Below are 25,862 nucleotides of genomic sequence, written 5' to 3' on the forward strand. Positions count from 1 at the left end.
CACCGGAAGGTGGGGTGCCCTGTTGAACGAACGCCAAGGGCCGCTTCCGCCGGGGGATACCTCCCGGTGGCGCGGCCCTTGGTTTATCAGGCCCCGGCTAAGGATCAGGTTCGGGAATGGCTGACGATCTCGACATGCTGCGCGCCTCCATCGAGGCCGCCATCGCGGAGGCCGCCGACCTCCGCGCGCTGGACGCGGTGCGCGTCTCGGTGCTGGGCAAGAGCGGCCAGGTCACCGCGCTGCTGAAGGGCCTGGGCGCCCTGCCGCCGGAGGAACGCCGGGCGCGCGGCGCCGAGGTGAATGTCCTTAAGGGCGATATCGAGCGGGTGCTCGAGATGCGCCGCGTGGCGCTGGAGGCCTTTACGCTGGATGCGCGGCTCGCGGCCGAGCGGATGGATGTCTCCCTCCCGCCCCGTCCCTTCGCGCCGACGGGGCCGGAGACCGGCAGCATCCACCCGATTTCCCGCACCATGGAGGAGCTGATCGCGCTGTTCGGCGCCATGGGCTTCGCGGTGGCCGAGGGCCCGGATATCGAGGGTGACTGGCACAATTTCTCCGCCCTCAACATTCCCGAGCACCATCCTGCCCGGCAGGACCACGACACCTTTTACCTGACGGCGCCTGAAGGCGGCCGGCGGCCGGTGCTGCGCACCCACACCAGCCCCGTGCAGATCCGTACCATGCTCACGCAGGAGCCGCCGATCCGCGTGATCGTGCCCGGCCGCACCTGGCGCGCGGATCATGATGCGACCCATTCCCCGATGTTCCATCAGGTCGAAGGGCTGGTGATCGGCCGCGACATCACCATGGGGCATCTGAAGGGCACGCTGATCGACTTCCTGCGTGCCTTCTTCGGTATTGCCGACCTGCCGGTGCGCTTCCGCAGCAGCTACTTCCCGTTCACTGAGCCCTCGATGGAGGTGGATATCGGCTGGAGCCGGAAGACCGGCGAGCTGGGCCAGGGGGGCGACTGGCTGGAGATCCTGGGCAGCGGCATGGTGCATCCGAAGGTGCTGGCCAATTGCGGGCTCGATCCGCGGGTCTGGCAAGGCTTTGCCTTCGGTATGGGGATCGAACGCATCACCATGTTGAAGCACGGCATCCCCGATCTGCGGCCCTTCTATGAGGCCGATCTGCGCTGGCTCCGGCATTACGCCACCAGCCCGCTCTCGCCCTTTACCCTGCACGACGCCGCCTGAGAGAAAGACGATGAAGTTCACCCTCTCCTGGCTGCGTGACCATCTGGAGACGGATGCGTCGCTGGATCAGATCCTGGCCACGCTCAACACCATCGGCCTCGAGGTAGAGGGCGTGGAGGACCGCGCCGCCGCCCTCGCCCCCTTCCGCATCGCCTATGTGCTGGAAGCGGAGCAGCACCCGAATGCCGATCGCCTGCGCGCGCTGAAGGTGGATGTGGGTGATGGCACCATCCGGTCCGTCGTCTGCGGCGCGCCGAATGCGCGCGCCGGGATGAAGGGGGTGGCTGCGCTCCCCGGCGCCTTCGTCCCGGGCACCGGCGTCACGCTGAAGGCAGGCGAGATCCGAGGCGTGAAGAGCGAAGCCATGATGCTCTCCTTCCGGGAGATGGCGCTCGGCGAGGATCACAACGGCATCGTGGAGCTGCCCGAGGACGCGCCAGTCGGCACGCCCTATGCCGAATGGGCCGGGCTGGGCGATCCCGTGATCGAGATCAGCGTCACGCCGAACCGTGGTGACGCGCTGGCCGTCCGCGGCGTGGCGCGCGATCTGGCCGCGGCCGGGCTGGGCACGCTGAAGCCCTGGAGTCCGGAACCGGTGGCGCCCGCCTATGACACACCGCTGCACTGGGTCATCGACGATCCGCGTGCCTGCATCCAGGTGCTCGGCCGTGCGGTGCGGGGCGTGACCAACGGCCCCTCGCCGAAATGGCTGCAGGACCGGCTGGCGGCGATCGGGCTCCGCCCGATCAATGCGCTGGTCGATGTGACGAACTTCTTCACCTTTGATCTTGGCCGACCTCTGCATGTCTTCGACGTGGCCAAGGTGACGGGGAAGACCCTCACCATGCGGCTGGGGCGCGAAGGCGACGAATACCTGGCGCTCAACGGCAAGACCTATCGCCCGACGCCCGAGGATATCGTCATCGCGGATGAGGCTGGGGTGGAAAGCCTAGCCGCCATCGTGGGCGGCGAGTCGACGGGCTGCGACGAAACCACGCGCGAGGTCTTCGTCGAATGCGCGCTGTTCGACCCTGTGCGGATCGCCCTCACCGGCCGTCGCCATCAGGTGCACAGCGATGCGCGCGCACGGAATGAGCGTGGTCTGGACCCGGCGGCACAGCGGGCGATGCTGGAAGCCGCCACGCGAATGATCATCGATCTCTGCGGTGGCGAGGCGAGCACCATTTCCGAGGCCGGAGCCGAGCCGGCCTGGCAGCGCGACGCCAAGCTGCGCTTCGAGCGGATCTCGGGGCTGGGTGGCTCCTCGATTCCGCCGGAACGGGCCGTGACCTCGCTCGAGAAGCTGGGCTTCACGGTGAAGGCCCGCGACGCGGCGGAGGTCACGGTGGCCGTGCCGTCCTGGCGCAATGATGTCGCCTCCTCTAGCTCCACCTATCGCGCCGGCGGGACAGAGCTGACGCAGGAGCCAGGGATCGATCCCGCCCGCGCCAAGGCCGCCGCAGAGGGAGCCGAGGCGGTCGAGGCGGAATGCGACCTGCTGGAGGAGGTGCTGCGGCTGGAGGGGCTGGACGCCATTCCGCCCGTGTCGCTGCCAGCCGAGGGACGGCTTCCGACGCCCTCCCTCACCCCGCGCCAGAGCCGCGCCGCCCTGGCCCGACGCGTGCTGGCCTCGCGCGGTCTGGCCGAAGCCGTGACCTTTGGCTTCACCGCCCGCCCGACCGCCGCCCTGTTCGGAGAGGTGCCGGAGGCTCTGAGGGTGGAGAACCCGATCGCGGCCGACCTGGACCAGATGCGGCCAACTCCGGTCGCCACCCTGTTGCAGGCGGCCGGGCGCAATACGGCGCGCGGCTATCCGGATGTGTCCCTCTTCGAGATCGGCGCCTCCTATGTCTCGCCCGCCCTCGACGGACAGCTCGCCACCGCCGCCGGCGTTAGGCTGGGCCAGACGCCGCGGCACTGGGATGCGAAGCAGCGCGCCTATGACGCGATGGATGCCAAGGGAGATGCCCTGGCCGTGCTGCTGGCGCTGGGCGTCTCGCCCGCCGCGCTGACGGTCACGACCGACGCCCCGGCCCATTACCACCCCGGCCGTTCCGGCGTGTTGCGGAGCGGGCCGAAGCTGCCATTGGCGCGCTTCGGCGAACTGCATCCGCGCGTGCTCTCGGCCCTGGGCATCGACGGGCCGGCGGTCGCCTTCGAGGTTTTGCTGGACTCCATCCCCGAGCCGAAGCGGAAGAAGAAGTCCGCGCCCGACCTGTCGGCCTTCCAGCCGGTGCGTCGCGACCTGGCCTTCCTTGTGGACCGCGAAGTGCAGTCGGAAGCGCTGGTCCGCGCCGCGCGCAACGCGGAGCGGAACCTCGTTGCCGAGGTCTCGCTCTTTGACCGCTATGCAGGTGACCGGCTGCCGGAGGGCAAGGTGTCTCTGGCCCTGGAGGTTGTGCTGCAGCCGCGTGAGCGGACCCTGACGGATGCGGAGATCGAGGCGGCCATCGCCAAGGTCGTCGCCGCTGTTGCCAAGGCGACCGGGGCAACTCTGCGGGGCTGACCGCGGGGCCGGGCCGGTCTAGCGTGGCGGGGCGTCCTGAAAAGAGACGCCCTGCACACGGAAACGCCCATGGCCAACGACGCCCCCCGCCCCTTCCGCTATCCTGTGCCCGAGCTGGGTTCGCTGCCGGATGACATCCGGGAGCGGATCCTCGCCGTGCAGGAGAAAGCGGGCTTCGTGCCCAATGTCTTCCTTCTCCTCGCCCGGCGGCCGGAGGAATTCCGCGCCTTCGTGGCCTATCACGACGCCCTGATGGAAAAGCGCGAGGGGCTGACGGCGGCTGAGCGCGAGATGATCGTCGTCGCCGTCTCCGCAGCCCATTCCTGCCAGTATTGCGTGGTCGCCCATGGAGCGATCCTTCGCGTGCGGGCGAAGGATTCCCTCATCGCCGACCTTGTCGCGACCAATTACCGCAAGGCCGGACTGCCCCTGCGCCAGCGCGCCATGCTGGACTATGCGCTGAGGGTCGCCACCCAGTCGCATCTGGTCGGGGATGACGACCACCGGGCCTTGGCCGAGGCTGGCTTTACCGAGGACGAGGCCTGGGACATTGGGGCCATCGCTGCCTTCTTTTCCATGTCCAACCGGCTGGCGAACGCGACGGATCTGCGGCCGAACCCGGAATTTCACATGCTCGGCCGCAGATAGGCGGTGCTTCAGTCGTCCAGCGTCTCATGCGCGTCAGTGGCGCCGCGGCGCCAGTAGGCAGCGGCTTTCACACGTTCCTTTGGCAGGCCGTGCTGCTCCAGCAGGATGCGCCGGAGCCGCCGCGCGACGTCGGATTCGCAGGCGACCCAGGCATGGCCGGCGCCGGCGGGCAGGGTCACGGCCTCTAGCGCCGCCGCCAGGTGGTCCGGCTCGCCCGCCGGCGCGCCATTGCGCTCGAGCCATGTCAGGCTGATGCCGGGGCGCGACGGCAGGGGCTGGCGCTCGGCGGCATCGGCCACCTCGACCAGGGCGATGACCTGGGCGGTGGGCGGAAGCTCCTCCAGCCGCCGACTGATGGCCGGCAGCGCGGCCTCATCGCCGACCAGGAGGTACCAGTCCAGGTCGTCCGGCAGGATGAAGGAACCACGCGGCCCGCCGACCCCGAGCTTCTGCCCCGGTGCGGCTGAGGCGATCCAGTCCATGGCAGCACCGGACTCGTGGAGGGCGAAGTCGATGTCCAGTTCCCCCGCAGCGGCGTCGTAGCGCCGCGGCGTGTAGTCTCGCGCGACGGCATAGGTGACACCCTCGGCCCGGATCGGCCCGTTCGGCCCCATCTCCGGCATCACCGGCTCGTTCTGGCCGGGCGCGGGGAAAAAGATCTTCGCATGGTCGTCGAAGGACGGGCTGGCGAACCCCTCCAGCTCAGCGCCGGCCAGGGTGACACGCAGCATCTTTGGCGTGATCCGCGTAACCTGCCTTACCGTTAGCACGCGGCGGCGCAGCTCATGACGGACGCGCTGCCCGATGCGGGACATGGTCTGCTCGGCCATCAGACGCGCTCCACCTGGACGGCGGCCTCGTCGATCAGCGCCACGATCCTGCGTAGCTGCTCCTCCGACAGGGAGCCCCGCATGAGCCGGAGCCGCAGGGCCATCCTCAGATTGTGCATGGCGCGCATGGCCTGTAGCGCGGCGCCGCCCGGCCGGTCTCCCGCAGCGGCCTCCATCCGCGCAAAGAGCGCGTCGGTCTCAGCCCGGTTCTCCGCTAGAACCTGCTCCCCCTCGGCCGTGATGCCATAGAGCTTCCGGCCGCCCTCAGTGCTGGTGACCTCGATCTGGCCCAGCTCCTCCAGCAGGGTGAGGGTCGGGTAGACCACGCCGGGGCTGGGCGAATAGGCGCCGGCCAGGCGCTCCTCGATCTCTTTGATCAGCTCATAGCCGTGCCGCGGACGCTCGGCGATCAGGCGCAGAATAACAAGGCGCAGGTCGCCGCTTTCGAAGAAGCGGCCACCCCGGCCGCCGTGGTGGCGGTGCCCATGGCGGGGCCCGTCGCGATGGAACCGGCGACGGTCATGGTTGTGGAAATGATGGTGAAGGACATGGAACATGTAAGCCTCCGTAAGAGTTTAGATATATCGGAATACAGATATATCGGAATGGGCGTCCGTCAAGCGTTTTACTGAGGCTTGGTTCCGGTGGGGTGCCGACCCTATCCCTGGCCCGGCACGGCGATTCTGCCATTTGCAAGGGGCCTGCCCATGAAGAGCCATCGACCCGGCCGCATAGTCCCGGTGCTGCTTCCCCCCCGGTGCTGCTCGGCATGAGGATGCCCGCTGGTGGCCTGCACGGAACGAACGGCGGTCTGCCCGCCGACCGCCGCCTGTTCCGGGAGCTTTATTACCGAGACACGCCGCGTGCCGTGCGCTTCCGCTACGGCCTGCTGCTGCTCGATGCGGTTACCCTCCTCTTCATCATCGTCACCTCCTTCATGGAACGGACGCTGGTGGTGGAGGTGGCGGACGTCCTGTTCGGCATCGTCCTACTGGCCGAGTTCGTCGCCCGGCTGCGCGCCAGCCCATGGCCATTGCGGGAGCTGGCCCATCCGGCCTCGATCGCTGACGCCGTGGCTGTACTCTGTTTTCTTATTCCGATGCTCGGCGCTGCAGCGGGCTTCCTCCGGGCGCTCCGGGTGATTCGGCTGCTGCGCTCCCCGCGCCTGCTCAGCCGCCTCCGGCGCGACCTGCCCGGCTTCCATCGGAACGAGGAAGCGGTGATCGCCTCGGCCGACCTCATCGTCTTCATCTTCATCATGACCGGGCTGGTCTATTCGACCCAGCACCATACCAACCCGCATATCCGGGACTATGCGGACTCTCTCTACTTCACTGTCACGGCGCTCACGACCACAGGCTTTGGCGACATCACCCTCCCCGGTCGTGGGGGACGGCTCCTGACCGTGGTGATCATGTTTTGCGGGGTGACCCTGTTCCTCCGGCTGGCGCAATCCCTGTTCCGGCCTTCCAAGATCCGCTTCCCCTGCCCGCATTGCGGGCTTCAGCGGCATGAACCCGACGCGGTGCACTGCAAGGCCTGCGGCCAGATCCTCAACATCCCCGACGAGGGCAACTAAAGCGCCGCCATGACCCGGCCGTGCCGCCGCGCTTGGCCCCGGAGCGTCCCTGTCCTATCTGAGGGGCTGAAACGCCCCAGATTGGCCGGGGCCCGCCCCGCCCACGGCCCGGAACCACATGACCGACACCCCGCTCGACCGAATCCGCAACTTCTCGATCATCGCCCATATCGACCATGGCAAATCCACCCTGGCCGACCGGCTGATCCAGCAAACCGGCACCCTCTCCGCCCGCGAGATGACGGAGCAGGTGCTGGACAACATGGATATCGAGAAGGAGCGCGGCATCACCATCAAGGCGCAGACCGTGCGCCTGAACTACCGTGCCCAGGATGGGCAGGACTATGTCCTGAACCTCATGGACACGCCGGGCCATGTGGACTTCGCCTATGAGGTCTCCCGCTCGCTGGCGGCCTGCGAGGGCAGCCTGCTGGTGGTTGACGCGTCCCAGGGTGTGGAAGCGCAGACCCTGGCCAATGTCTATCAGGCGCTGGATGCCGGGCATGAGATCGTGCCCATCCTCAACAAGGTGGACCTGCCGGCGGCCGAGCCCGACAGGGTGAAGCAGCAGATCGAGGATGTGGTGGGCCTGCCGGCCGACGACGCCGTGATGATTTCCGCCAAGACCGGGCTGAACATCGAGGGCGTGCTGGAGGCCATCGTCACCCGCCTGTCCCCGCCGAAGGGCGACTCCTCGGCGCCGACCAAGGCGCTGCTGGTGGACAGCTGGTACGACCCGTATCTCGGCGTCGTCATCCTCGTCCGGGTGAAGGACGGTCATCTCCGCAAGGGCCAGAAGATCCGCATGATGGCCGCGGGCTCCACCCATGTGGTGGAGCAGGTCGGCGTCTTCCGCCCGAAGATGCAGGCGGTGGAAAGCCTCGGGCCGGGCGAGATGGGATACATCACGGCCGCGATTAAAACCGTCGCCGACACCAATGTGGGTGACACCATCACGGATGACCGCAACCCGGCCTCCGAGGCCCTGCCGGGCTTCAAGCCCTCCATTCCCGTGGTGTGGTGCGGCCTCTATCCGGTGGATGCCGACGACTTCGAGAAGCTGCGTGACAGCCTGGCCAAGCTACGGCTGAACGACGCCTCCTTCCATTTCGAGGCAGAGAGCAGCGCGGCACTGGGCTTCGGCTATCGCTGCGGCTTCCTTGGCCTGCTGCATCTGGAGATCATCCAGGAGCGCCTTTCCCGCGAGTTCGACCTCGACCTGATCGCGACGGCACCGAGCGTCGTTTACAAGCTGAAGATGACGAATGGGGAGGAGCGCGACCTCCATAACCCCGCGGACATGCCCGATGTCGTCTCCATCGACAGCATCCAGGAGCCCTGGATCAAGGCAACGATCTTCGTGCCTGACGAGTATCTCGGCAACATCCTCACCCTTTGCAGCGAGCGCCGCGGCCAGCAGGTGGAACTGACCTATGTCGGCAGCCGCGCCATGGCCGTGTACCGCCTGCCGCTGAACGAGGTGGTGTTCGATTTCTATGACCGGCTGAAGTCGATCTCCCGCGGCTATGCGAGCTTCGACTACGCCATGGACGGCTATGAGGAAGGCGATCTCGTGAAGATCAGCATCCTCGTGAACAACGAGCCGGTCGACGCGCTCTCCTTCATGGCGCACCGCTCCCAGGCGGAGCGGCGCGGCCGCTCCATCTGCGAGAAGCTGAAGGACCTGATCCCCCGCCAGCTCTTCAAGATCCCCATCCAGGCGGCGATCGGCGGCCGGGTGATCGCGCGCGAGACGATTGGCGCCATGTCCAAGGATGTGACCGCCAAGTGCTATGGCGGTGACATCAGCCGTAAGCGCAAGCTCCTGGAGAAGCAGAAGGAGGGCAAGAAGCGCATGCGGCAGTTCGGCAAGGTCGAGATCCCGCAGAGCGCCTTCATCGCTGCCCTGAAGATGGATTCCTGAGGCCGGTCCGGGGGCGGATGTTCCGCCCCCGGAAGGCGCTTGACAGGATGGCCCGTTTCCTGCGACCGCCCAGCCCATAACGGGAGTTCACGTTCATGATTCCGATGACGCGCCGCCGCGCGCTGGCGGTGGCTGCCGCCCTCGCGGCCCCTGCCCTTCTCCCCGGCTTTGCCCGCGCTCAGGGCGCCTATCCGAACAGGCCGATCACCATGATCGTGCCCTTCGCCGCCGGCGGCCCGACCGATGTGGTGGCGCGGCTGGTCGCCGAGATCATGGCACGCGACCTCGGCCAGCCCGTGGTGGTGGAGAATGTCGGCGGTGCCGGCGGCACGCTCGGGGCCCAGCGCGTCGCCCAGGCCCGGCCGGACGGCTACACCCTGCTGATGCATCATATCGGGATGGGCACCACCCCCTCCCTCTACCGCCGCCTGGCCTATGACGCGGTGAACGGGTTTGAGACGATCGGCCTCGTTACCGAAGTGCCGATGACCATCATCACCAAGAAGGATTTTCCGGCGAGTAACCTGCAGGAATTGGTGCAGGTGCTGCGGCAGCGCGGCCATGGCATCAATCTCGCCAATGCCGGGGTCGGCGCGGCCTCCCATATCTGCGGCCTGCTGCTGCAGTCGGCGGTGCAGACGCAGCTTACCACCGTGCCCTATCGCGGTACCGGCCCGGCCATGACCGACCTGATCGGCGGCACGGTGGACATCATGTGCGATCAGACGACCAACACCACGCAGCAGATCAATTCGGGCGCGGTGAAGGCCTTTGCGGTGACCACCTCGACCCGCAATGCCGCCCTGCCCAACCTGCCGACCGCGAATGAGGCGGGGCTGCCGGGCTTCGAGGTGTCAGTCTGGCACGGCCTCTACGCGCCGAAGGGAACCGATCCGGCCATCACAAGCCGGCTGTCGCGTTCCCTCCAGCTTGCGCTGAAGGACGAACGCCTGGTGGCGCGTTTCGCTGAGCTAGGTACGGCACCGGTGACCCAGGAGCAGGCGACGCCGGAGTTCCACCGCCGGTACTGGCAGGCTGATATTGCCAAGTGGCGGCCCATCATCCAGGCGGCGGGGCAGTACGCGGACTGATCGCTGGATTGCGAGCGCGGCCGGCCTTGACTTAGGGCCGGCCGGGCTCCACGCCCTCACCGGGACGGCGGATGCGGAATCCCGCACCGGATATTCGGGCGGGTCCGGGTAATGGGGAGTAGCGGCATGGCAAGCCTGGCCGGGCGACGTGTTCTGGTGGTCGAGGATGAGACGCTGGTGGCCATGCTGGTGGAGGACACGCTGGCCGATGCCGGGGTGGTCGTTATTGGCCCTGCCGCGACAGTGGCAGAATCCCTAGCGCTTCTTGAGAAGGACCGCCCCGACCTCGCCGTGCTCGACCTGAATCTGGCGGGCGAAACCTCCGAGCCGGTCGCGGAAGCGCTGATCCGCATGGGCGTGCCCTTCGTCGTGGCCTCCGGCTATGGCGCGGCGGGGCTTCCGCAGCGGCTCGCCAACGTGCCAGTGCTCGCCAAGCCCTATGCGCCCGAGGACCTGACGGCTGCCCTTGCCCGCCTGCCGGCGGGCTGACCACCGGAGCGTTCCTGGCGCGGATTGGCGCCGGTGACCAATGAACCCTGGCTCAACGCTTGCTAGGCTCGGCGGCATGACCGCCGGCCTCATCTCCCTCACCCTGAACGGCACGCCGCTTACGCTGCCGCCGGGTATCTCGCCCACCATGACACTGCTCGACTGGCTGCGCGGCCCTGCCCGCCTGACCGGGACGAAGGAAGGTTGCGCGGAAGGCGATTGCGGCGCTTGCACCGTGGTCATCGAGGAGCCGGATGGCGCGCGCGTGCCGGTCAATGCCTGCTTGGCGCTGCTTGGCCAGATGCATGGCCGCTGCGTCCGGACGATAGAGGGGCTGCGGGCGCCTGACGGCACGGTGCACCCCGTGCAACGCATTCTGGCCGAGGCAGATGCGACCCAATGCGGCTTCTGCACGCCAGGCATCGCCATGACCGCCTGGGCCTATGCGCGGGAGGGCGGCGATGTGCACGATGCCCTGGCTGGAAATCTCTGCCGGTGCACCGGCTATCGTCCGATCGTGGATGCCTTCGCGGCGCTGCAGGATGACGGGGCCGCGACCCCGTCGCCGCCTCCGGGCGACGCCATCCGGCTAGAGGCGCCGGGCCAGGTCTTCCACCGCCCGGCGACGCTGGATGCCCTTCTGACGCTACGCGCTGCCCATCCGGCAGCCTGGCTGCTGGCTGGCGGCACCGATCTCGGACTGCGGGTATCCGAGCGGCGCGAGGTGCCGGCCGAGATTATTTTCGTCGGCAACGTACCGGAGCTGACGGGGCTGGAGGCGGGGCCCGAAGGTCTGCGCGTGGGTGCCGCCACGAGCTATCGCCGCCTTCTGGCGGCCTGCTCAACCGATCCGGCCTTCGCGCCGCTGGCAGCGCTGCTGCGCCGGCTCGGTTCCCGGCAGATCCGGGGAATGGGCACGCTCGGCGGCAATCTTGGAACGGCCTCGCCGATTGGCGATGCGCTTCCGCCCTTGCTGGCACTGGGCGCCACGCTGCGGATCGCCGGTTCGGATGGGATGAGGGAGACGGCAGTGCAGGACTTCCTGACGGGCTATCGCAGCAATGCCCTTCGGCCGGGCGAGATTATCCGCGACGTCTTCATCCCACGCCCGCCTGCTGGTGCCCTCTTCGCGGCGGAAAAGCTTTCCAAGCGGCCCGACCAGGACATCACGACGGTCGGGCTCTCGGCGGTGATCGCCTTCGAAGGCGGGCGCGTGACCTGGGCACGGATCGCCCTGGGCGGCACCGGCCCGCGAGCCGAGCGCTGCGAGCCGGCCGAGGCGGCCCTGGCCGGCCAGCCCTGGCGGCGCGAGGTGGTGGAAGCGGCGGCCGCCGCCATCGAGAAGGCCATCGCGCCGGTGTCCGACTGGCGGGGCAGCGCCGAGTATCGACGGATCGCAGCGGGGAACCTGCTGCGGCGGCTCTGGCACCGCCAGGCAGAGGCCGCCTGATGGACGCGATGGTGAACCATACTGGCCCGGGCGCTGCGCTGCGCCAGGACAGCGCCCTGAAGCACGCGACCGGCGGGGCCCGCTTCACTGACGACCTGCCCGACCTCCCCGGTCTTCTGCACGCAGCCCTGGTTCTTTCGCCAGTCGCCCATGGGCGACTGGCGCCCCTGGACCTGTCGCCGGCCTTTGCGGTGCCCGGTGTGGTCGCGGCGATCGGGCCGGGGGATATTCCCGGCCGGAACGACATCGCGCAGCCCATGCGCCCGCAGGAGCACATGCTGGCCGAGGGGCTGGTGGAGTATTGGGGCCAGCCGCTGGCCATTGTGGTGGCGGAAACCCGCGACGCTGCCCTGGCTGGGGCCGCCACCGTGCAACCGGCGATCGACGCGCTGCGTCCTGTGCTTTCCGTTGAGGAGTCGCTGGATGCGGGCTCCTTCCTCTTCCCGCCCATGGTGATGCGCCGGGGCAATGCCGCCAGGGCGCTGGCGGCGGCACCGCGCCGCCTTTCCGGGATCTTTCATGCCGGCGGGCAGGAGCATTTCTACCTGGAGGGGCAGATCGCGATGGCGGTGCCCGGCGAGGATGGCGATCTCGTCATCCACTCCTCCACCCAGCACCCGACAGAGGTGCAGCATGTCGCGGCCCGTATCCTGGGCTGCGACCAGAACCGGATCGCCGTTCAGGTGCGGCGGCTGGGCGGCGGCTTCGGCGGAAAGGAAAGCAATGCCTCCTGGGTAGCAGCCTGTGCGGCGCTTGCGGCACGGCGCACGGGACGGCCGGTGAAGCTTCGGCTGGGCCGGAAGCAGGACATGGCGGCAACCGGCAAACGGCACCCCACGCTGTTCCGCTGGGAAGCCGGGTTCGATGAAAGCGGTCGCATCCTCGCGCTGGAGGCGACGCTGGCGGCGGATGGCGGGCACAGTGTCGATCTCTCGGGCGGGGTGGTGTTCCGCTCGGTCACCCATGCGCTGAACTGCCTGGACGTGCCGGACGTCGCCATCACAGGTGTCGCCTGCAAGACGAACACGGTCAGCAACACCGCCTTCCGCGGCTTCGGCGGGCCGCAGGGCGTGCTGCTGATGGAGGATGTCACGCATCGCGTTGCCAAGACCCTGGGCATGACACCAGAGGCAGTGCGCGAGCGTAACCTGGCCGGCGGGGAGAATGACCCCGTCACGCCCTATGGCCAGACCCTGGAAGGGGATTTGATCCGGCGCGTCTGGGCGGAATGCCGGGATGGCGCGGAATGGGAGCGTCGCCGGGCGGAGGTGGACGCCTTCAACGCGCATTCGGAGGTGGTGAAACGCGGTCTGGGAAGCTTCGTCCTCGCCTTCGGGATTTCGTTCGGCATCACCTCCATGAACCAGGCGGGCGCGCTGGTCCATGTCTATGAGGACGGCTCGATCCGGTTGAACCATGGCGGCACGGAGATGGGCCAGGGGCTGTTCATCAAGGTCGCTCAGGTCGTCGCCGGTGTTTTCGGCGTGCCGGTGGAGCGGGTGCGGATCACGGCCACCAGCACCGCCGAAGTGCCGAACACCGCGCCCACCGCCGCCAGCACGGGATCCGACCTGAATGGCTGGGCCGCGCAGATCGCGGCCACCACCATCCGCACCCGAATGGCGGAGATGGCTGCGGCGGAATGGGGTGTCGGTCCGGAGGAGATCCGATTTGAGGAGGAGGAGGTCTTCGCCGGCAACCACCGCATGCGCTTCAGCGAGCTGGCCCATCGCTGCGTGCAGGCGCGCGTCTCGCTCTCCTCCACAGGGTTCTACCGGACGCCGAGCATTCACTGGGATCCGGTGAAAGTAAAGGGCGAGCCGTTCTTCTATTTCTCCTATGGCGCGGCTATCGCAGAGGTGGAACTGGACCTGCTGACGGGCGAACATCGGCTGCTGCGGGCTGATCTGGTTCAGGATTGCGGCCGTTCGCTGAACCCTGCGGTGGACCGGGGGCAGATCGAGGGCGCCTTCGTCCAGGGCCTGGGCTGGCTGACCTGTGAGGAGCTCTGGTGGGATGCAGAGGGGCGGCTCCGGACGTTAGGGCCCTCGACCTACAAGATCCCCGGCTCACGCGATGTACCGCCCGTGTTCAACGTCTGGCTGCTGGAGGGGGCGCCAGCCCGGGCGGACACGGTATTTCGCTCCAAAGCCGTGGGCGAGCCACCGGTGATGCTGGCGACCGCGGTGCTGAACGCCCTGCGGGACGCGGCGGGAACGGAGCGGCTGGACGTGCCGGCCACGCCGGAGCGCCTGCTCATGGCTGCGCGAGCATAGCCTCGCGCGGCTTGCGAGCCACGCGCCGCGCCCATACCGTTCCGGAAGCCGCCGACAGAGCTGGCGGAAGGGAACGTCATGGGCAACAGTTTCCGCAGACTCGATTTTGGCCTGGGCGACACGGCCGATGCACTGCGCGAGCAGGTGGCGGCCTTCGCCACTGAGGAGATCGCGCCGCGTGCGGCCGCGATCGACCGCAGCAACGAGTTCCCGACGGACCTCTGGCGCAAGCTTGGGGATCTCGGGCTGCTCGGGATTACGGCGCCGGAAGAATATGGCGGCGCCGCCATGGGCTATCTTGAGCACTGCGTGGCCATGGAGGAAGTGAGTCGCGCCTCCGCCAGTGTCGGCCTCTCCTACGGCGCCCATTCCAATCTTTGCGTCAACCAGATCACCCGCAACGGCGATGCGGAGCAGAGGCGACGCTACCTTCCGCGGCTCATCAATGGCGAGCATGTCGGCGCCTTGGCCATGAGCGAGTCTGGGGCAGGTTCGGACGTGGTCAGCATGCGAACGCGGGCGGAGCGGAAGGGCGACCGCTACATCCTCAATGGCCGCAAGATGTGGATCACCAACGGACCGGATGCGGATGTGCTGGTGGTCTATGCCAAGACCGATCCTGCGGCCGGACCACGCGGCATTACCGCCTTCCTCATCGAGAAGGGTTTCAAAGGCTTCTCCACGGCGCAGAAGCTGGACAAGCTTGGCATGCGGGGTTCGAACACCTGCGAACTGATCTTCGACGATTGCGAAGTGCCCACCGAGAATGTGCTGGGCGCCGAGGGTCGTGGCGTGAATGTGCTGATGAGCGGGTTGGACTATGAGCGTGTCGTGCTGGCAGCCGGGCCACTCGGCATCATGCAGGCCTGCCTCGACGTGGTGCTTCCCTATATCCACGACAGGAAGCAGTTCGGCCAGCCCATCGGCGAGTTCCAGCTCATGCAGGGCAAGATCGCCGATATGTACACGGTGATGAACGCTGCGAAATCCTATGTCTACACCGTGGCCCGTGCCTGTGACCGCGGGCAGACCACGCGCAAGGATGCCGCCGGGGCCATCCTCTACGCCGCGGAGAAGGCCACATGGATGGCGCTGGAGGCCATTCAGGCGCTGGGTGGCAATGGCTATGTCAACGACTATCCCACCGGCCGCCTGTTGCGTGATGCGAAACTCTACGAAATCGGCGCAGGCACGAGCGAGATCCGACGAATGCTGATCGGGCGCGAACTCTTCGCGGAGACCGCGTGATGCCAGTTCTTCCGACCGCGGTCGAACCGCGCTCCACGGAGTTCGCGGAGAACGCGACCCGAATGCGAGCGCTGGTGGAGGACCTGCGCGTCCAGGCGGACCGCGTGCGCGAGGGTGGCGGCGCTGCGGCGCGCGAGAAGCATTTGTCCCGTGGCAAGCTGTTGCCGCGCGACCGCATCCGGGCGCTGATCGACCCGGTCTCGCCTTTCCTGGAGATCGGGCAGCTTGCCGCGCACGGGATGTATGGCGGCGAGGTGCCTTCGGCCGGGATCATCACAGGCATCGGGCGCGTCGAGGGGCGCGAATGCATGATCGTGGCCAATGATGCCACGGTGAAGGGCGGCACCTATTTCCCGCTGACCGTGAAGAAGCATCTCCGCGCGCAGGAGATCGCCGAGCAGAACCGCCTGCCCTGCCTTTATCTCGTGGATTCCGGCGGCGCCAACCTGCCTAATCAGGACGAGGTCTTTCCGGACCGCGACCATTTCGGCCGCATCTTCTTCAACCAGGCCAATATGTCGGCGAAGGGCATCCCACAGGTCGCGGTGGTGATGGGCAGTTGCACCGCCGGTGGCGCCTATGTGCCGGCCATGTCGGACCAGAGCGTGATCGTGCGCAATCAGGGCACCATCTTCCTGGCCGGCCCCCCGCTGGTAAAGGCCGCGACCGGCGAGGTTGTCAGCGCCGAGGATCTGGGCGGCGCCGAGGTGCATTCGCGTATCTCCGGCGTTACCGACCATTTGGCGGAGAATGACGCCCATGCGCTCGGGATCGCACGCCGTATCGTGGCCGGGCTGAACACCCGAAAGCCCGACTCGCTCGACATCATGCCACCTCGCCCACCCGCGCGTGACCCGCAGGAAATCTACGGCCTGATCCCGGCTGATCTGCGGCAACCTTACGATGTACGCGAGGTGATCGCCCGGATCATCGACGCTTCCGAGTTCGACGAATTCAAGCCGCTCTACGGCCCGACCCTCGTCACTGGCTTCGCGCGGATGCATGGCTACCCCGTGGGCATCCTCGCCAATAATGGCGTTCTCTTCTCGGAATCCGCGCAGAAGGGCGCGCATTTCATCGAGCTGTGCTGCCAGCGCGGCATCCCTCTCGTCTTCCTGCAGAACATCACCGGCTTCATGGTGGGCCGGAAGTACGAAAGTGGCGGAATCGCCAAGGACGGAGCCAAGATGGTAACGGCGGTCGCCACCGCGACGGTGCCCAAGTTCACTGTTGTCATCGGCGGCAGCTTCGGCGCGGGCAATTACGGCATGTGCGGGCGGGCGTATTCGCCGCGCTTCCTCTTCATGTGGCCCAATGCGCGGATCAGCGTGATGGGCGGAGAACAGGCCGCATCGGTCCTCTCGACCATCCGGCGTGACGGGCTCGAGGCGCGCGGCGGCACCTGGTCCGCTGATGAGGAGGAGCGCTTCAAGGTACCCATTCGGGAACAGTACGAAACGCAGGGGCATCCCTACTACGCCACGGCACGGCTCTGGGATGACGGAGTCATCGACCCCGCGGAGACGCGGACGGTGCTGGCGCTCGCCATCTCGGCCTCCCTGAACGCCCCTGTCCCGTCCTGGGCGGGGCGCGCGCCCGGCTTTGGCCTGTTCCGGATGTGACACGGATGTTCCGTACGATCCTGATCGCCAACAGGGGCGAGATTGCCTGCCGGGTCATTCGCACCGCGCGCCGCCTCGGCATTCGCAGCGTGGCCGTGTACTCGGACGCGGATGCGGAGGCCATGCATGTGGCCATGGCCGATGAGGCCCGCCGCATCGGTCCCGCGCCAGCAAGGGACAGTTACCTCCATGCTGGGGCGATCATAGAGGCCGCCCTCGCCTCCGGCGCGGAGGCCATTCATCCCGGCTATGGCTTCCTTTCCGAGAATGCGGATTTCGCCGAGGCCTGCGCCGCGGCCGGGATCACCTTTATCGGCCCGCCGCCGTCAGCCATCCGCGCCATGGGCTCGAAATCCGCCGCCAAGGCGCTGATGGAGCGTGCGGGCGTGCCGCTCGTGCCCGGTTACCACGGCCCGGAGCAGTCGCTGGCGACACTGCGCGAAGCGGCGGACCGCATTGGGTATCCCCTGCTGATCAAGGCGAGTGCGGGCGGCGGCGGCAAGGGCATGCGGATCGTGGAAGCCGCCGACGGGCTTGAGGAAGGGCTGGCGCTGGCCAAGGGCGAGGCACGCTCGGCCTTCGGCGACGATCATGTGCTTCTGGAACGGTATCTTACCCGTCCTCGCCATATCGAGGTGCAGGTCTTCGCCGATCGCCAGGGCAACACCGTTCATTTGTTCGAGCGGGACTGCTCCGTTCAGCGGCGGCACCAGAAGGTGGTGGAGGAAGCTCCCGCACCCGGCATGGACCCGGCCCGGCGAGAGGCCATGGGCCGTGCCGCCTGCGATGCCGCCCGCGCCATTGGCTATGTCGGCGCGGGAACGGTGGAGTTCATCGCCGAAGGGGAGGCGTTCCACTTCATGGAGATGAACACCCGGCTGCAGGTGGAGCATCCGGTGACGGAGGCAATCACCGGCCAGGATCTGGTTGAGTGGCAGTTCCGTGTCGCAGCCGGTGAGCCCCTGCCCGTCGCCCAGGACCAGCTTCGGATCAATGGCCACAGCATCGAGGTCCGCCTGTATGCCGAGGCTCCGGCACGGGACTTCGCTCCTTCCATTGGCCACATCCATCATCTCCAGTTCCCGGAGCAATGGGAGGGGATCCGCGTCGATGCGGGTGTGCGGCAGGGTGACTCCGTCACCGTCCATTACGACCCGATGCTGGCGAAGCTGATTTCCTGGGGACCAGATCGGGATGCGGCGGTATCCCGGCTCTCGCGGGCCGTGGCCGCGACGGAGATTGCGGGGCCGGCCACCAATCTTGGCCTGCTCCGGCGCATCCTGGACCACCCGGAGTTCCGCTCCGGCGCCTTGGATACAGGCTTCATCACTCGCCATGCCGGCGCCCTGCTTCCCGCGCCAGGCACCGCCCCGCCAGAGATCCTGGCGGCGGCTGTCGCTCGGTTGCTCCTGGATCGGGCCCTGGCGCCGGCGCCTGATCCGGCCGACCCTTACTCCCCATGGGATGCGGCTTCGGCCTGGCGCCTGAACGGCACGGGGTTTCAGGACTTCACGCTGGCTGAGGGCGAAGCACGTTGGACCGGGCGTGCTTATCTCCGGGAGGCGGGGCAGTTCCGGCTGGAGACACCCAACGGTGCCCTGGAGGTCCTGGCACAGGATCTCGGCGATTCCAGGATCAGGCTTCGTGTGGATCGAAGGATCACCCAACTCCGGGCGCTCCGGCACGCCGATCGGGTCCTCATATTCTCAGGGGGCACAATGCATGACCTGCGGATCGTCGATCAGCATACGCCCCAGGATGGGCCAAACAGTGCGTCAGGTCGCATCCTGGCCCCGATGCCCGGTCGTGTGCTGGAAGTGCTCGTCAGGCCCGGGCAGGCGGTGACCCGTGGTTCTATCCTCCTCGTTCTCGAGGCAATGAAGGTCCAGATGCGGATCACAGCGCCAGCGGACGGTTTGGTCGGTGACCTGCTCTGCGCGGCTGGCGACCTGGTCGATGATGGCGCGGAGTTGGTGTTGCTGAAATAGTCCTTCAGGCGCGGTGCCTTCGCCTGCGCCGCGCTCCTGTGGCCCGGGCCGGGACCGATCATGCACATCCGCTTGCGGCCTGGTTCTCGGTTGGCTCCTCACCCCCTACTGGCCCGAAAGATCGGAACGTTGAGGTGTCTCTGCCGCGCCCGCACCCGGCAGCCTGTGCCGAAGAGCTGCTTCCAAGAGGAAGGAGGCGGCGTTTCCGCCCCTTCAACTTGGAAATGGGCGACAGCCAGCCATACCGAGCGAGGCCCGGCGCTGACATCCGGCTGGCGCCTCGTTGACCCGCCCAGGCATGCTTCTCAGCGCGCGGGACGGCTTCCGCGGCGAACCAGGGCTTCGCAACGGCCATCCTCGCCCGTGCCGAACTGGATGGTAGGCAGTAGCCCCGCCACGGGAGCCACCAGCGCGGCCAAGCCGCCGATGATCCCGCCGCGCGCCGCCAGCTCGGACATGTCGGGCCCGACATCCGGATTGCGGAAGCTGCCGTCGATCAAGATGGAGGTTGGCACGGCACCGATGGTGAAGGACTTGGATTCACTCCGCAGCCGCACCTCCAGCTGCTCTCGCGCTATGTTCACGGCGCCGGTCGCGTTTACGACGACGTCCTCGGTGTCGAGGATCACCGTGCGCAGATTTGCGACTCCCCGCTGCAGCACGACGTTGCCCACAAAACACTGAACCGTTGTCCGTCCGGGCACACCGAGCGCCGATAGGATCGCATTGCCCAGCCGCAGGCCGGAGAGATCGACAAGCAGCGACGAAAGATTGCCGCCTGACATGCCGAGCGTGATTTCCCCGCTGCCGCTGCCCAGGATGTCTGCAAAGGACTTGCCGGTGCCCTCAATGCGTCCCCTTCCGTTGATGCGGCCCCCGCCTTCGAAGGTGTTGGTTGCCTGCATCAGCCGGGAGACATCGAGGCGCTGGAACCTGACATCCGCCGTGGCATGCAGGCGGCCGCCCTCCTGCGGGCTCAGGGCAATGTTGCCCTCAATTTTGCCTGTGCCGACGCCAACTGCAATCGGATGCAGCGTGATAGCGCCGTCCTTCAACTCCATCGCCGCCTGCATGTTGTCGAAGGGAATGTTGCGGCCGACAATGCTGTCTGCGCGGTAGTTCAGCCGCACATTGGCCGCTTCCAGCTTGGGGAAGTTGATGGGATCGTCCGGCAGCACGCGGCTGCGGGACTCATTGCGCGCCTGCTCGCGCCGCTGCTGCGGGCTTTGTCCGGGAGTGGAGGCGCGCCCAGGCTCCTCGCCGATGAAGCCGCCGAGATCGGCCATGTCCACGCGACGGGAACGGAGATCGGCCTCGACGTCGGGCTTCGCCTGGCCAGTCGTGACCGTGATGGTGCCCGCGAGGTCGCTGCGTCCGAGGCGGCCCGCGAAGTCGCGGAAGCGCACCCTCCCCTGCACATAGTCGAGCTGACCGGCCAGCTCGTAATTCGTGGTCTTCGGGATCGGAACGCCGGTGAGTGGCTGGAGCAGGCCCATATCGGGGCCACGTAGCTCCAGGCGCACATTCGCCCCCTGCAGCTCCAGCGGGTTCTGCAGCGTGCCGCGAAGGCTGACCCGAGTGGGGCCGTTGGCGAGCTGGAGTTCGATCGGCCAGGGCTTGCCCTTGTCCTGAAGGTCCAGCACGGCGCCACCCAGGGCGTTGCCGGTGATAGGCTGCCCTGCATAGGTCCCGCGCGCCTCTACGCCGATGCGCGGCTCCGCTGACTCTTCGTCGCGCGTGGCGATGGCGAGGTGGAAATCGGCCTTCAGCCGGGGGTCGGCCACATGGGCCTGGCCTTCCACGATGCGGAGAAGGCCGATTTTCGGCGCGGGGCTGGTGCCCGCCTCGGCCGGCGTGGCCCCCTCACCCGCCGGGCGGCCGAGATTGAAGCTGTAGTTGTTGGAGCCATCCTCCCGGGCAATGGCCTCGATCACAGGGCGGGTCACCTCGATCGCCGGGATTACGATGGTCCGCTGGTGCCAGTAGGCCATGACATCCAGCTTCGCCGAGGCGCGCTCAGCGCGGGCGAAGGGTGGGTCGTCTGGAAAGCCCTCCGGATTGGCAATCCGCAGCCCATCGACCGAAACTTCGGTGACGCGGCCTAGGCGGACATGGAGGTGCTCGATCGTCACGCGTCTGCCGAGTGCGGCCGAAGCCTGGCGCTCTGCCAGGGGGATGAACCAGTCCCAGTTCCAGAACATGACAAGCAGCGTGATCAGGACCAAGGGGATCCCAGTCCAGATCGCCCAACGCGGTACCCGGCGTGCCGCCATGCTGCCCTCCGCCTCCCATCGGCCACCTGGCCTTCGGATGTAATGCGCGAGGCGGCCAGGGGTTCACCTTCGCTGCTGGCCGGGCGCTAAGGTGCGGGAACCGGGCGCGTTGCCAAGCCCCCTGGCTCTCGGGATGGATGCGCTGCCGGAGGGCTGAAACCCTGGGCTGGCCTGACGTCGCCGGCCGATCTTCCTGCGCCGTGTGCTGAATCAGCCCTTGCCGGAGGCGATGGCCAGGACGCGCTGAGACATCTCCGCCACGCCCGGCCCCGCCTTACGCAGCACCCGCTCGCGATCAAGCATGAAGGCAGGCGCCCCGCAGTTGAAGGCCGCGATGCCCCCCTCCGGCAGCACCACAGCGGCGCCGGCGGCGTTGACCTCCCGGTTCCAGTCGCCGACCGAAATGGTGAAGCCGAGTGCCGCATGCATATCCACGGCTTCGTGCAGGCCGGTACGGACCGCTGGCCAGCGCTCAGGGAAACGCTCCTGAATCTGCTCGTCGATCGCCGCACGTTCCTCGGCCGAGGCTACGGCGTAATAGGCCCGTCCCATCGCCGTGACGGCCAGTGGGATGCGGGACCCGAGGCCAAGCTGAAGGGCGACTGCCGATGACGGCTGACAGTGGTCGACATAGAGCATGGACAGGCGGTCACGACGCCCAAGGGAGACGGAGGTACCGAGCCTCTGCGACAAGGCCTGCATCAGCGGCCTGGCCGCTCCGCGCAGCGTCATGTTGGCCAGGGCCAACTGCCCCAGCGCGACCGCACCGACGCCAAGCTGGTATTTCGCAAAACGCGGGAGGTAATCGAGATAGCCGAGCTGCGTCAGAGTGTGGGTCAGGCGCGACACCGTGGGCCGGGGCAGGCCCGAGCGCTCCGCGATTTCCTGGTTGCCCAGCATCGTATCGCGCGAGGTGAATGCCTCCAGAATGCCGAAGCCGCGCGCGATCGCCTCGACAAATTGCGGGTCGCGCGACGCCTCCTCCCCGGCGCCCCCGGATCGCCGACTACGCGCGTCTCCGCTGGTGACCTTGCGGACCCTCATTCTGGCTGTTCCAGCCCTGGGGACGCGACCTGTCTCGCTGCCGCGGGGGGGCGCCGCTTGCGCGCGCTCACCTCAGGCACGCCGGGCGATCATGTGCGGACACGGCTTCACGCGCGCTGGGAGCTCCTCTGTCCGCGGTGCCATCTAGACTCAAAGGCAAGTTCCGTCCACCGGACACAAGCTGCGTCCGGCCCTTCCCTCCTCGCCCGAATGGCGGGCAGCCCAGGGCAAGCAGGACATGCCGCGCCGCCGTCGCCGCAGCTGGCCGAAGCGTCCGTCCTAATTCGCCATGCATGAAAACGGTGCTCCCGTCACCCGGCCCATTGCCGCTTCCGACTTCCGGCTTTCGATCCCGCTGCAGCAACCGGCCGGTCCGATGGAACACCCGCCTTGAAGATCCGAGTGGGCGCCCTTCCCGTCCCTCTCGCGCCTCGGGGCGTTGCACCCCCCGGGGGCGTGCCGGCTGGGCACGGCAGGGCGCTGTCCTGGCCTGCCTGGCTCAGTCGATGCTGAGCCGCAGCCGCGCGACCATCTCGCGTTCATAGGCCACCCGTTCCCTGGCGAAGGAGAGGTACTCTGCAGGCGGAAGATATTCGAGCGGCATCTCCCAGCGCTTCATCACCGCCTGGGTTGTCTCGTCGAATAACGCCTTGCGGAAGGACTGGTGCAGGGTGTTCACCACCGTTTGGTCCATCCCTTTCGGCCCGGCCACGCCATAGGGAGAGGTGACGACCATGTCGTGGCCCAGTTCCTTCAGCGTGGGCGCGTCCGGGAAGGCGGCCAGCCGCTCGCGCGTCCACACGCAGAGCAGGCGGAATTCGCCGGCCTCCACATTCGGGCGCCAGGCCTGGGCGTCGGCGACGCAATCAATCTGCCGGCCCAGCAGGGCCGTCACCCCTTCCTGAGCGCCACGGAAGGGCACATGGGTCATCTCCACCCGCTCGCGCGCCAGGATGTCCTCCATGGCTATGTGGTTGGATGTGGATACCCCGGAGGTGGAATAGGTGAGCCGCCCCGGCCTGGCACGGGCGGCGGCAATCAACTCCGCCCAGCTTCGGTAAGGACTGTCCGTCCGTACCACCACGCCGAAAAGGAAGCCGCTGACCTGCAGGATGTAGGTAAAGTCGGTGATCGGATCCCATGTCGGCTGCCGCGTCAGGAAGGGCTGGCGCAGGATGGAGAGGTGGTGCTGCGCCAGGGTGTAGCCGTCCGGCCGGGCCTGGAGCAGCGCCTGGGCGCCGAGGGTTCCCCGCGCGCCCGGCCGGTTCTCGAGGATAACCTGCTGGCCGAGATCGCGGCGCACGATGTCGAACATCGAGCGGAACAGCGCGTCGAGCGAGCTGCCCGGCGGCCAGGGCACGATGAAGCGTATGGGACGGTCAGGGAAGCCGCCTTGCCCCCGCGCCAGCCGCGGCGCGGCCAGTCCCAGGCTGCCGAGCACGAATGCGCCCCGCCTCGTCATGCCGCGCGATTCTTTGTTCGCGTCCATGTTGTTCCTCCCTGTTCCCCGTTCGCCGGGGCCCTGGTTCACCCGGCGGGAATCAGCTCCCCCGCAACGGACAGCACGCGCCGATGGCGCTCCGCATCGCCGAACAGCACGTCGATGGCCGTCAGCGGCGCAAAGTAGTGGCGGGCGGCGTGTGCCATGGTCATGGCGACGCCGCCATGAAGCTGGACCATCTCCTGCCCCAGCCGCCGCGCGCCACGGCCGACCTGCACCGTCGCGGCGTTCGTCGCACGGCGTTGTTCGCCTGCATCTTCCTCAGCCGCCATCATGGCCGCGTACATGGCCATGCCGCGCGTCTGCTCCAGTTGCACCATCATGCCGGTCCGCGCAGTGCTGCAAGACCTGGAAGCTGCCAGTCGCGGTGCCGAACCGCGCGGTGATTCCGGTCAGGCAAGCGGGGACGCGGCGTCTCTCATTCCGTGCCTCCTGTCGTACGACTCTCCTCGCGCAGCGCACTGGCCAGCAGCTTGCCGGTCGGGCTGCGCGGCAGAGCCTCGCGGATTTCGAGCGCGGCGGGCATCTCGTGGCGGCCGACCCGGTCGCGAAGGAATTCCTGAAGCGCCTCCAGCGTCAGCTCGGGCGCGCCCTCGCGCAGGGTCACGAAAGCTTTGGCCGCCTCGCCGCGATAAGCGTCGGGGATGCCGATGACGATGCATTCCGCGACATCCGGGTGCTCATAGATCGCCTGTTCGATAGCGGCGGGATAAACGTTGAAGCCACCCGAAATGATCATGTTCTTCCGGCGGTCCACAAGGGTGATGTAGCCGCCGTCATCCATCCAGCCGACATCACCGGTGAGGAAGAAGCCGTCGCGGAAGGCGGCTTTGGTCTCCTCTGGGCGGTTCCAATAACCCTTGAAGATATTGGGGCCGCGGATCGCGATCTCCCCCGTCTCACCGGCCGGCAGCACGCGCGTGGGGTCATCAAGGGCGACGATCCGCATCTCGATCCCCGGAAGCGGCAACCCAATCATGCCCGGACGTTGCGGCGCTTCCGGCGTCACGCGCGTGCCGGCTGGGCTCGTCTCGGTCATGCCCCAGCCACCGCCAAGGAAATGTCCAGTTACGGCCTGTAGGCGCTGCTTCACCTCAAAGGGCAGCGGCGCGCCACCTGACGAGATGGAGCGCAGCGAGGAAAGATCCCGCCGCTCTATCCCGGGCTGGCGCTGCAACGCGATCCACATGGTCGGCACGCCCGGGAATACAGTGACACGGCGCTGCTCGATGTCGTCCAGCGCAGAGGCGGCATCAAAGCGCGTGCGGATCAGCAGCTCGTTGCCCTCAGCGAGGTGGCGCAGGAACACGGCCGTCAGGGCGTAGATATGGAAGAGTGGCAAAACCAGCAGCACGCGCTGCTCGCCGGGCGCCAGGGCGTGGCGGTCGCGCCAGCTGCGATAGCTGGAGACGGCGGAGGTCAGGTTCCCATGGGTGAGCATGGCACCCTTGGGCAGGCCGGTGGTACCGCCCGTATATTGTAGCAGCAGGACGTCGTCCGGCTGCAGCGCCGGCCAGATAGCGGGCGGCGGGCCGTCCAGCAGCGGCTCCAGCGGGCGGAGGCGCGCGGCAAGCGGAGCGGCTTCGGCGCCGCCCCAGAAGCTGTCGCGCGCCACGAACACCGTCTGCGCGGCATCGCTGTCCAGCAGCCATGTCGCACTGTCCAGCAGGGCCGGAAAGTCAGTCGTGATAACATGCCGTGCGCCACTGTCGCGCAGCTTATAGGCCAGCTCCCGCCTCGCATCGAGCGCGCTCAGATGCACGATGCGCGCGCCCGCCTTGGCTAGGGCGAGAAAGCAGACGGGATGCCAGGGTGTGTTGGGCAGGTGCAACGCCACGGTGCTGCCCGGGCCGATCCCGGCGCCGATCAGGCCGGCCGCAAGCCGGTCGACCAGCCCGGACAGTTCGCGATAGCTGATCTGCCGACCGCGATACTCGATCGCTGGGCGCTCTGCCCATGCCGCGACTGCGCTATCCAGTAGCGCCGGCAGAGTGCCGATCTCGATGGGCGCATCCCAGCGGCAGCCCGGTGGATAGGACCGCTTCCAGAGATGCTGTCCCGCCGAGGTCACGCCTCCTGGGCCTTTGCATCGAGGGAGGCGAAGGAGGAGCGTTGCTCGGCGAGGCGGAGCAGGAGGGGGGCGGGCTGGAGGGTGTCATCGCCGGACTGGGCGGCGAAGTGGCGGAGGCGCTCG

General features: G+C 67.7%; 19 protein-coding genes. 12 read left to right on the forward strand and 7 right to left on the reverse strand.

Annotated elements, in window-relative coordinates:
* The first annotated feature begins 116 nt into the window (after nucleotides 1-116).
* The 3 genes from pheS (at nucleotide 117) to ACO1BU_RS21420 (ending at nucleotide 4,353) form a co-directional block, all read left to right on the forward strand.
* Nucleotides 117-1,199 (forward strand): phenylalanine--tRNA ligase subunit alpha, encoded by a 1,083-nt coding sequence (gene pheS / locus ACO1BU_RS21410; protein WP_424138001.1) that lies wholly within the window; start codon nucleotides 117-119, stop codon nucleotides 1,197-1,199.
* Between the two features lie 10 nt (nucleotides 1,200-1,209).
* Nucleotides 1,210-3,705, forward strand: a complete 2,496-nt coding sequence (gene pheT, locus ACO1BU_RS21415) for a phenylalanine--tRNA ligase subunit beta (RefSeq protein WP_424138002.1) — start codon at nucleotides 1,210-1,212, stop codon at nucleotides 3,703-3,705.
* A 69-nt stretch (nucleotides 3,706-3,774) separates the two neighbouring features.
* Nucleotides 3,775-4,353, forward strand: coding sequence for a peroxidase-related enzyme (locus ACO1BU_RS21420; RefSeq protein WP_424138003.1), 579 nt, complete (start codon nucleotides 3,775-3,777; stop codon nucleotides 4,351-4,353).
* 8 nt (nucleotides 4,354-4,361) lie between these two features.
* Here the strand turns inward: ACO1BU_RS21420 and ACO1BU_RS21425 are convergent, their stop codons facing one another.
* Together ACO1BU_RS21425 and ACO1BU_RS21430 are read right to left on the reverse strand one after the other, a co-directional pair.
* Nucleotides 4,362-5,183 carry a siderophore-interacting protein gene (locus ACO1BU_RS21425; RefSeq protein WP_424138004.1) on the reverse strand — a complete coding sequence of 274 codons (822 nt, stop codon included), beginning with the start codon at nucleotides 5,181-5,183 and terminating at the stop codon, nucleotides 4,362-4,364.
* Nucleotides 5,183-5,740 (reverse strand): PadR family transcriptional regulator, encoded by a 558-nt coding sequence (locus ACO1BU_RS21430; RefSeq protein ID WP_424138005.1) that lies wholly within the window; start codon nucleotides 5,738-5,740, stop codon nucleotides 5,183-5,185. The genes ACO1BU_RS21425 and ACO1BU_RS21430 overlap by 1 nt, the downstream gene beginning before the upstream one ends.
* A 212-nt stretch (nucleotides 5,741-5,952) precedes the next feature.
* Here ACO1BU_RS21430 and ACO1BU_RS21435 point away from each other — a divergent pair, with 212 nt between their 5' ends.
* The 9 genes from ACO1BU_RS21435 to ACO1BU_RS21475 all read left to right on the forward strand — a co-directional run bounded on the left by ACO1BU_RS21435 (nucleotide 5,953) and on the right by ACO1BU_RS21475 (nucleotide 18,850).
* Nucleotides 5,953-6,762 carry a potassium channel family protein gene (locus tag ACO1BU_RS21435; RefSeq protein WP_424138006.1) on the forward strand — a complete coding sequence of 270 codons (810 nt, stop codon included), beginning with the start codon at nucleotides 5,953-5,955 and terminating at the stop codon, nucleotides 6,760-6,762.
* Nucleotides 6,763-6,880: 118 nt separating this feature from the next.
* Nucleotides 6,881-8,686, forward strand: a complete 1,806-nt coding sequence (gene lepA, locus ACO1BU_RS21440) for a translation elongation factor 4 (RefSeq protein WP_424138007.1) — start codon at nucleotides 6,881-6,883, stop codon at nucleotides 8,684-8,686.
* Nucleotides 8,687-8,781: 95 nt separating this feature from the next.
* On the forward strand, nucleotides 8,782-9,777 hold the full coding sequence (locus tag ACO1BU_RS21445; protein WP_424138008.1) for a tripartite tricarboxylate transporter substrate binding protein BugD: 996 nt from the start codon (nucleotides 8,782-8,784) through the stop codon (nucleotides 9,775-9,777).
* Between the two features lie 126 nt (nucleotides 9,778-9,903).
* Entirely contained in the window at nucleotides 9,904-10,266 is a 363-nt protein-coding gene (locus ACO1BU_RS21450) for a response regulator (protein ID WP_424138009.1), read from the forward strand.
* Nucleotides 10,267-10,342: 76 nt separating this feature from the next.
* Nucleotides 10,343-11,716 (forward strand): xanthine dehydrogenase small subunit, encoded by a 1,374-nt coding sequence (locus tag ACO1BU_RS21455; protein ID WP_424138010.1) that lies wholly within the window; start codon nucleotides 10,343-10,345, stop codon nucleotides 11,714-11,716.
* 8 nt (nucleotides 11,717-11,724) lie between these two features.
* The gene (xdhB, locus tag ACO1BU_RS21460) at nucleotides 11,725-13,992 is read left to right on the forward strand and encodes a xanthine dehydrogenase molybdopterin binding subunit (protein WP_424138011.1); all 2,268 of its coding nucleotides are present in this window, start codon (nucleotides 11,725-11,727) and stop codon (nucleotides 13,990-13,992) included.
* 78 nt (nucleotides 13,993-14,070) lie between these two features.
* Nucleotides 14,071-15,240 carry an isovaleryl-CoA dehydrogenase gene (locus ACO1BU_RS21465; RefSeq protein ID WP_424138012.1) on the forward strand — a complete coding sequence of 390 codons (1,170 nt, stop codon included), beginning with the start codon at nucleotides 14,071-14,073 and terminating at the stop codon, nucleotides 15,238-15,240.
* On the forward strand, nucleotides 15,240-16,862 hold the full coding sequence (locus ACO1BU_RS21470; RefSeq protein ID WP_424138013.1) for a carboxyl transferase domain-containing protein: 1,623 nt from the start codon (nucleotides 15,240-15,242) through the stop codon (nucleotides 16,860-16,862). The genes ACO1BU_RS21465 and ACO1BU_RS21470 overlap by 1 nt, the downstream gene beginning before the upstream one ends.
* A gap of 5 nt (nucleotides 16,863-16,867) precedes the next feature.
* Nucleotides 16,868-18,850, forward strand: a complete 1,983-nt coding sequence (locus ACO1BU_RS21475) for an acetyl/propionyl/methylcrotonyl-CoA carboxylase subunit alpha (RefSeq protein WP_424138014.1) — start codon at nucleotides 16,868-16,870, stop codon at nucleotides 18,848-18,850.
* Nucleotides 18,851-19,155: 305 nt separating this feature from the next.
* On the opposite strand, the gene ACO1BU_RS21480 is transcribed toward ACO1BU_RS21475, so the two are convergent.
* The 5 genes from ACO1BU_RS21480 to ACO1BU_RS21500 form a co-directional block, all read right to left on the reverse strand.
* A complete protein-coding gene (locus ACO1BU_RS21480; RefSeq protein ID WP_424138015.1) occupies nucleotides 19,156-21,123 on the reverse strand; it encodes an AsmA family protein in 1,968 nt (655 codons plus the stop codon).
* 210 nt (nucleotides 21,124-21,333) lie between these two features.
* Nucleotides 21,334-22,167 (reverse strand): IclR family transcriptional regulator, encoded by an 834-nt coding sequence (locus ACO1BU_RS21485; RefSeq protein ID WP_424138016.1) that lies wholly within the window; start codon nucleotides 22,165-22,167, stop codon nucleotides 21,334-21,336.
* A 499-nt stretch (nucleotides 22,168-22,666) separates the two neighbouring features.
* The gene (locus ACO1BU_RS21490) at nucleotides 22,667-23,656 is read right to left on the reverse strand and encodes a tripartite tricarboxylate transporter substrate binding protein (protein WP_424138017.1); all 990 of its coding nucleotides are present in this window, start codon (nucleotides 23,654-23,656) and stop codon (nucleotides 22,667-22,669) included.
* Nucleotides 23,657-23,694: 38 nt separating this feature from the next.
* Nucleotides 23,695-23,991, reverse strand: coding sequence for an acyl-CoA dehydrogenase family protein (locus ACO1BU_RS21495; RefSeq protein ID WP_424138018.1), 297 nt, complete (start codon nucleotides 23,989-23,991; stop codon nucleotides 23,695-23,697).
* A gap of 95 nt (nucleotides 23,992-24,086) precedes the next feature.
* On the reverse strand, nucleotides 24,087-25,739 hold the full coding sequence (locus ACO1BU_RS21500; protein WP_424138019.1) for an AMP-binding protein: 1,653 nt from the start codon (nucleotides 25,737-25,739) through the stop codon (nucleotides 24,087-24,089).
* Nucleotides 25,740-25,862: the final 123 nt, after the last annotated feature.

This window comes from Roseomonas chloroacetimidivorans (assembly GCF_049629625.1).
GTDB classification, from domain to species: Bacteria; Pseudomonadota; Alphaproteobacteria; order Acetobacterales; family Acetobacteraceae; genus Roseomonas; species Roseomonas chloroacetimidivorans.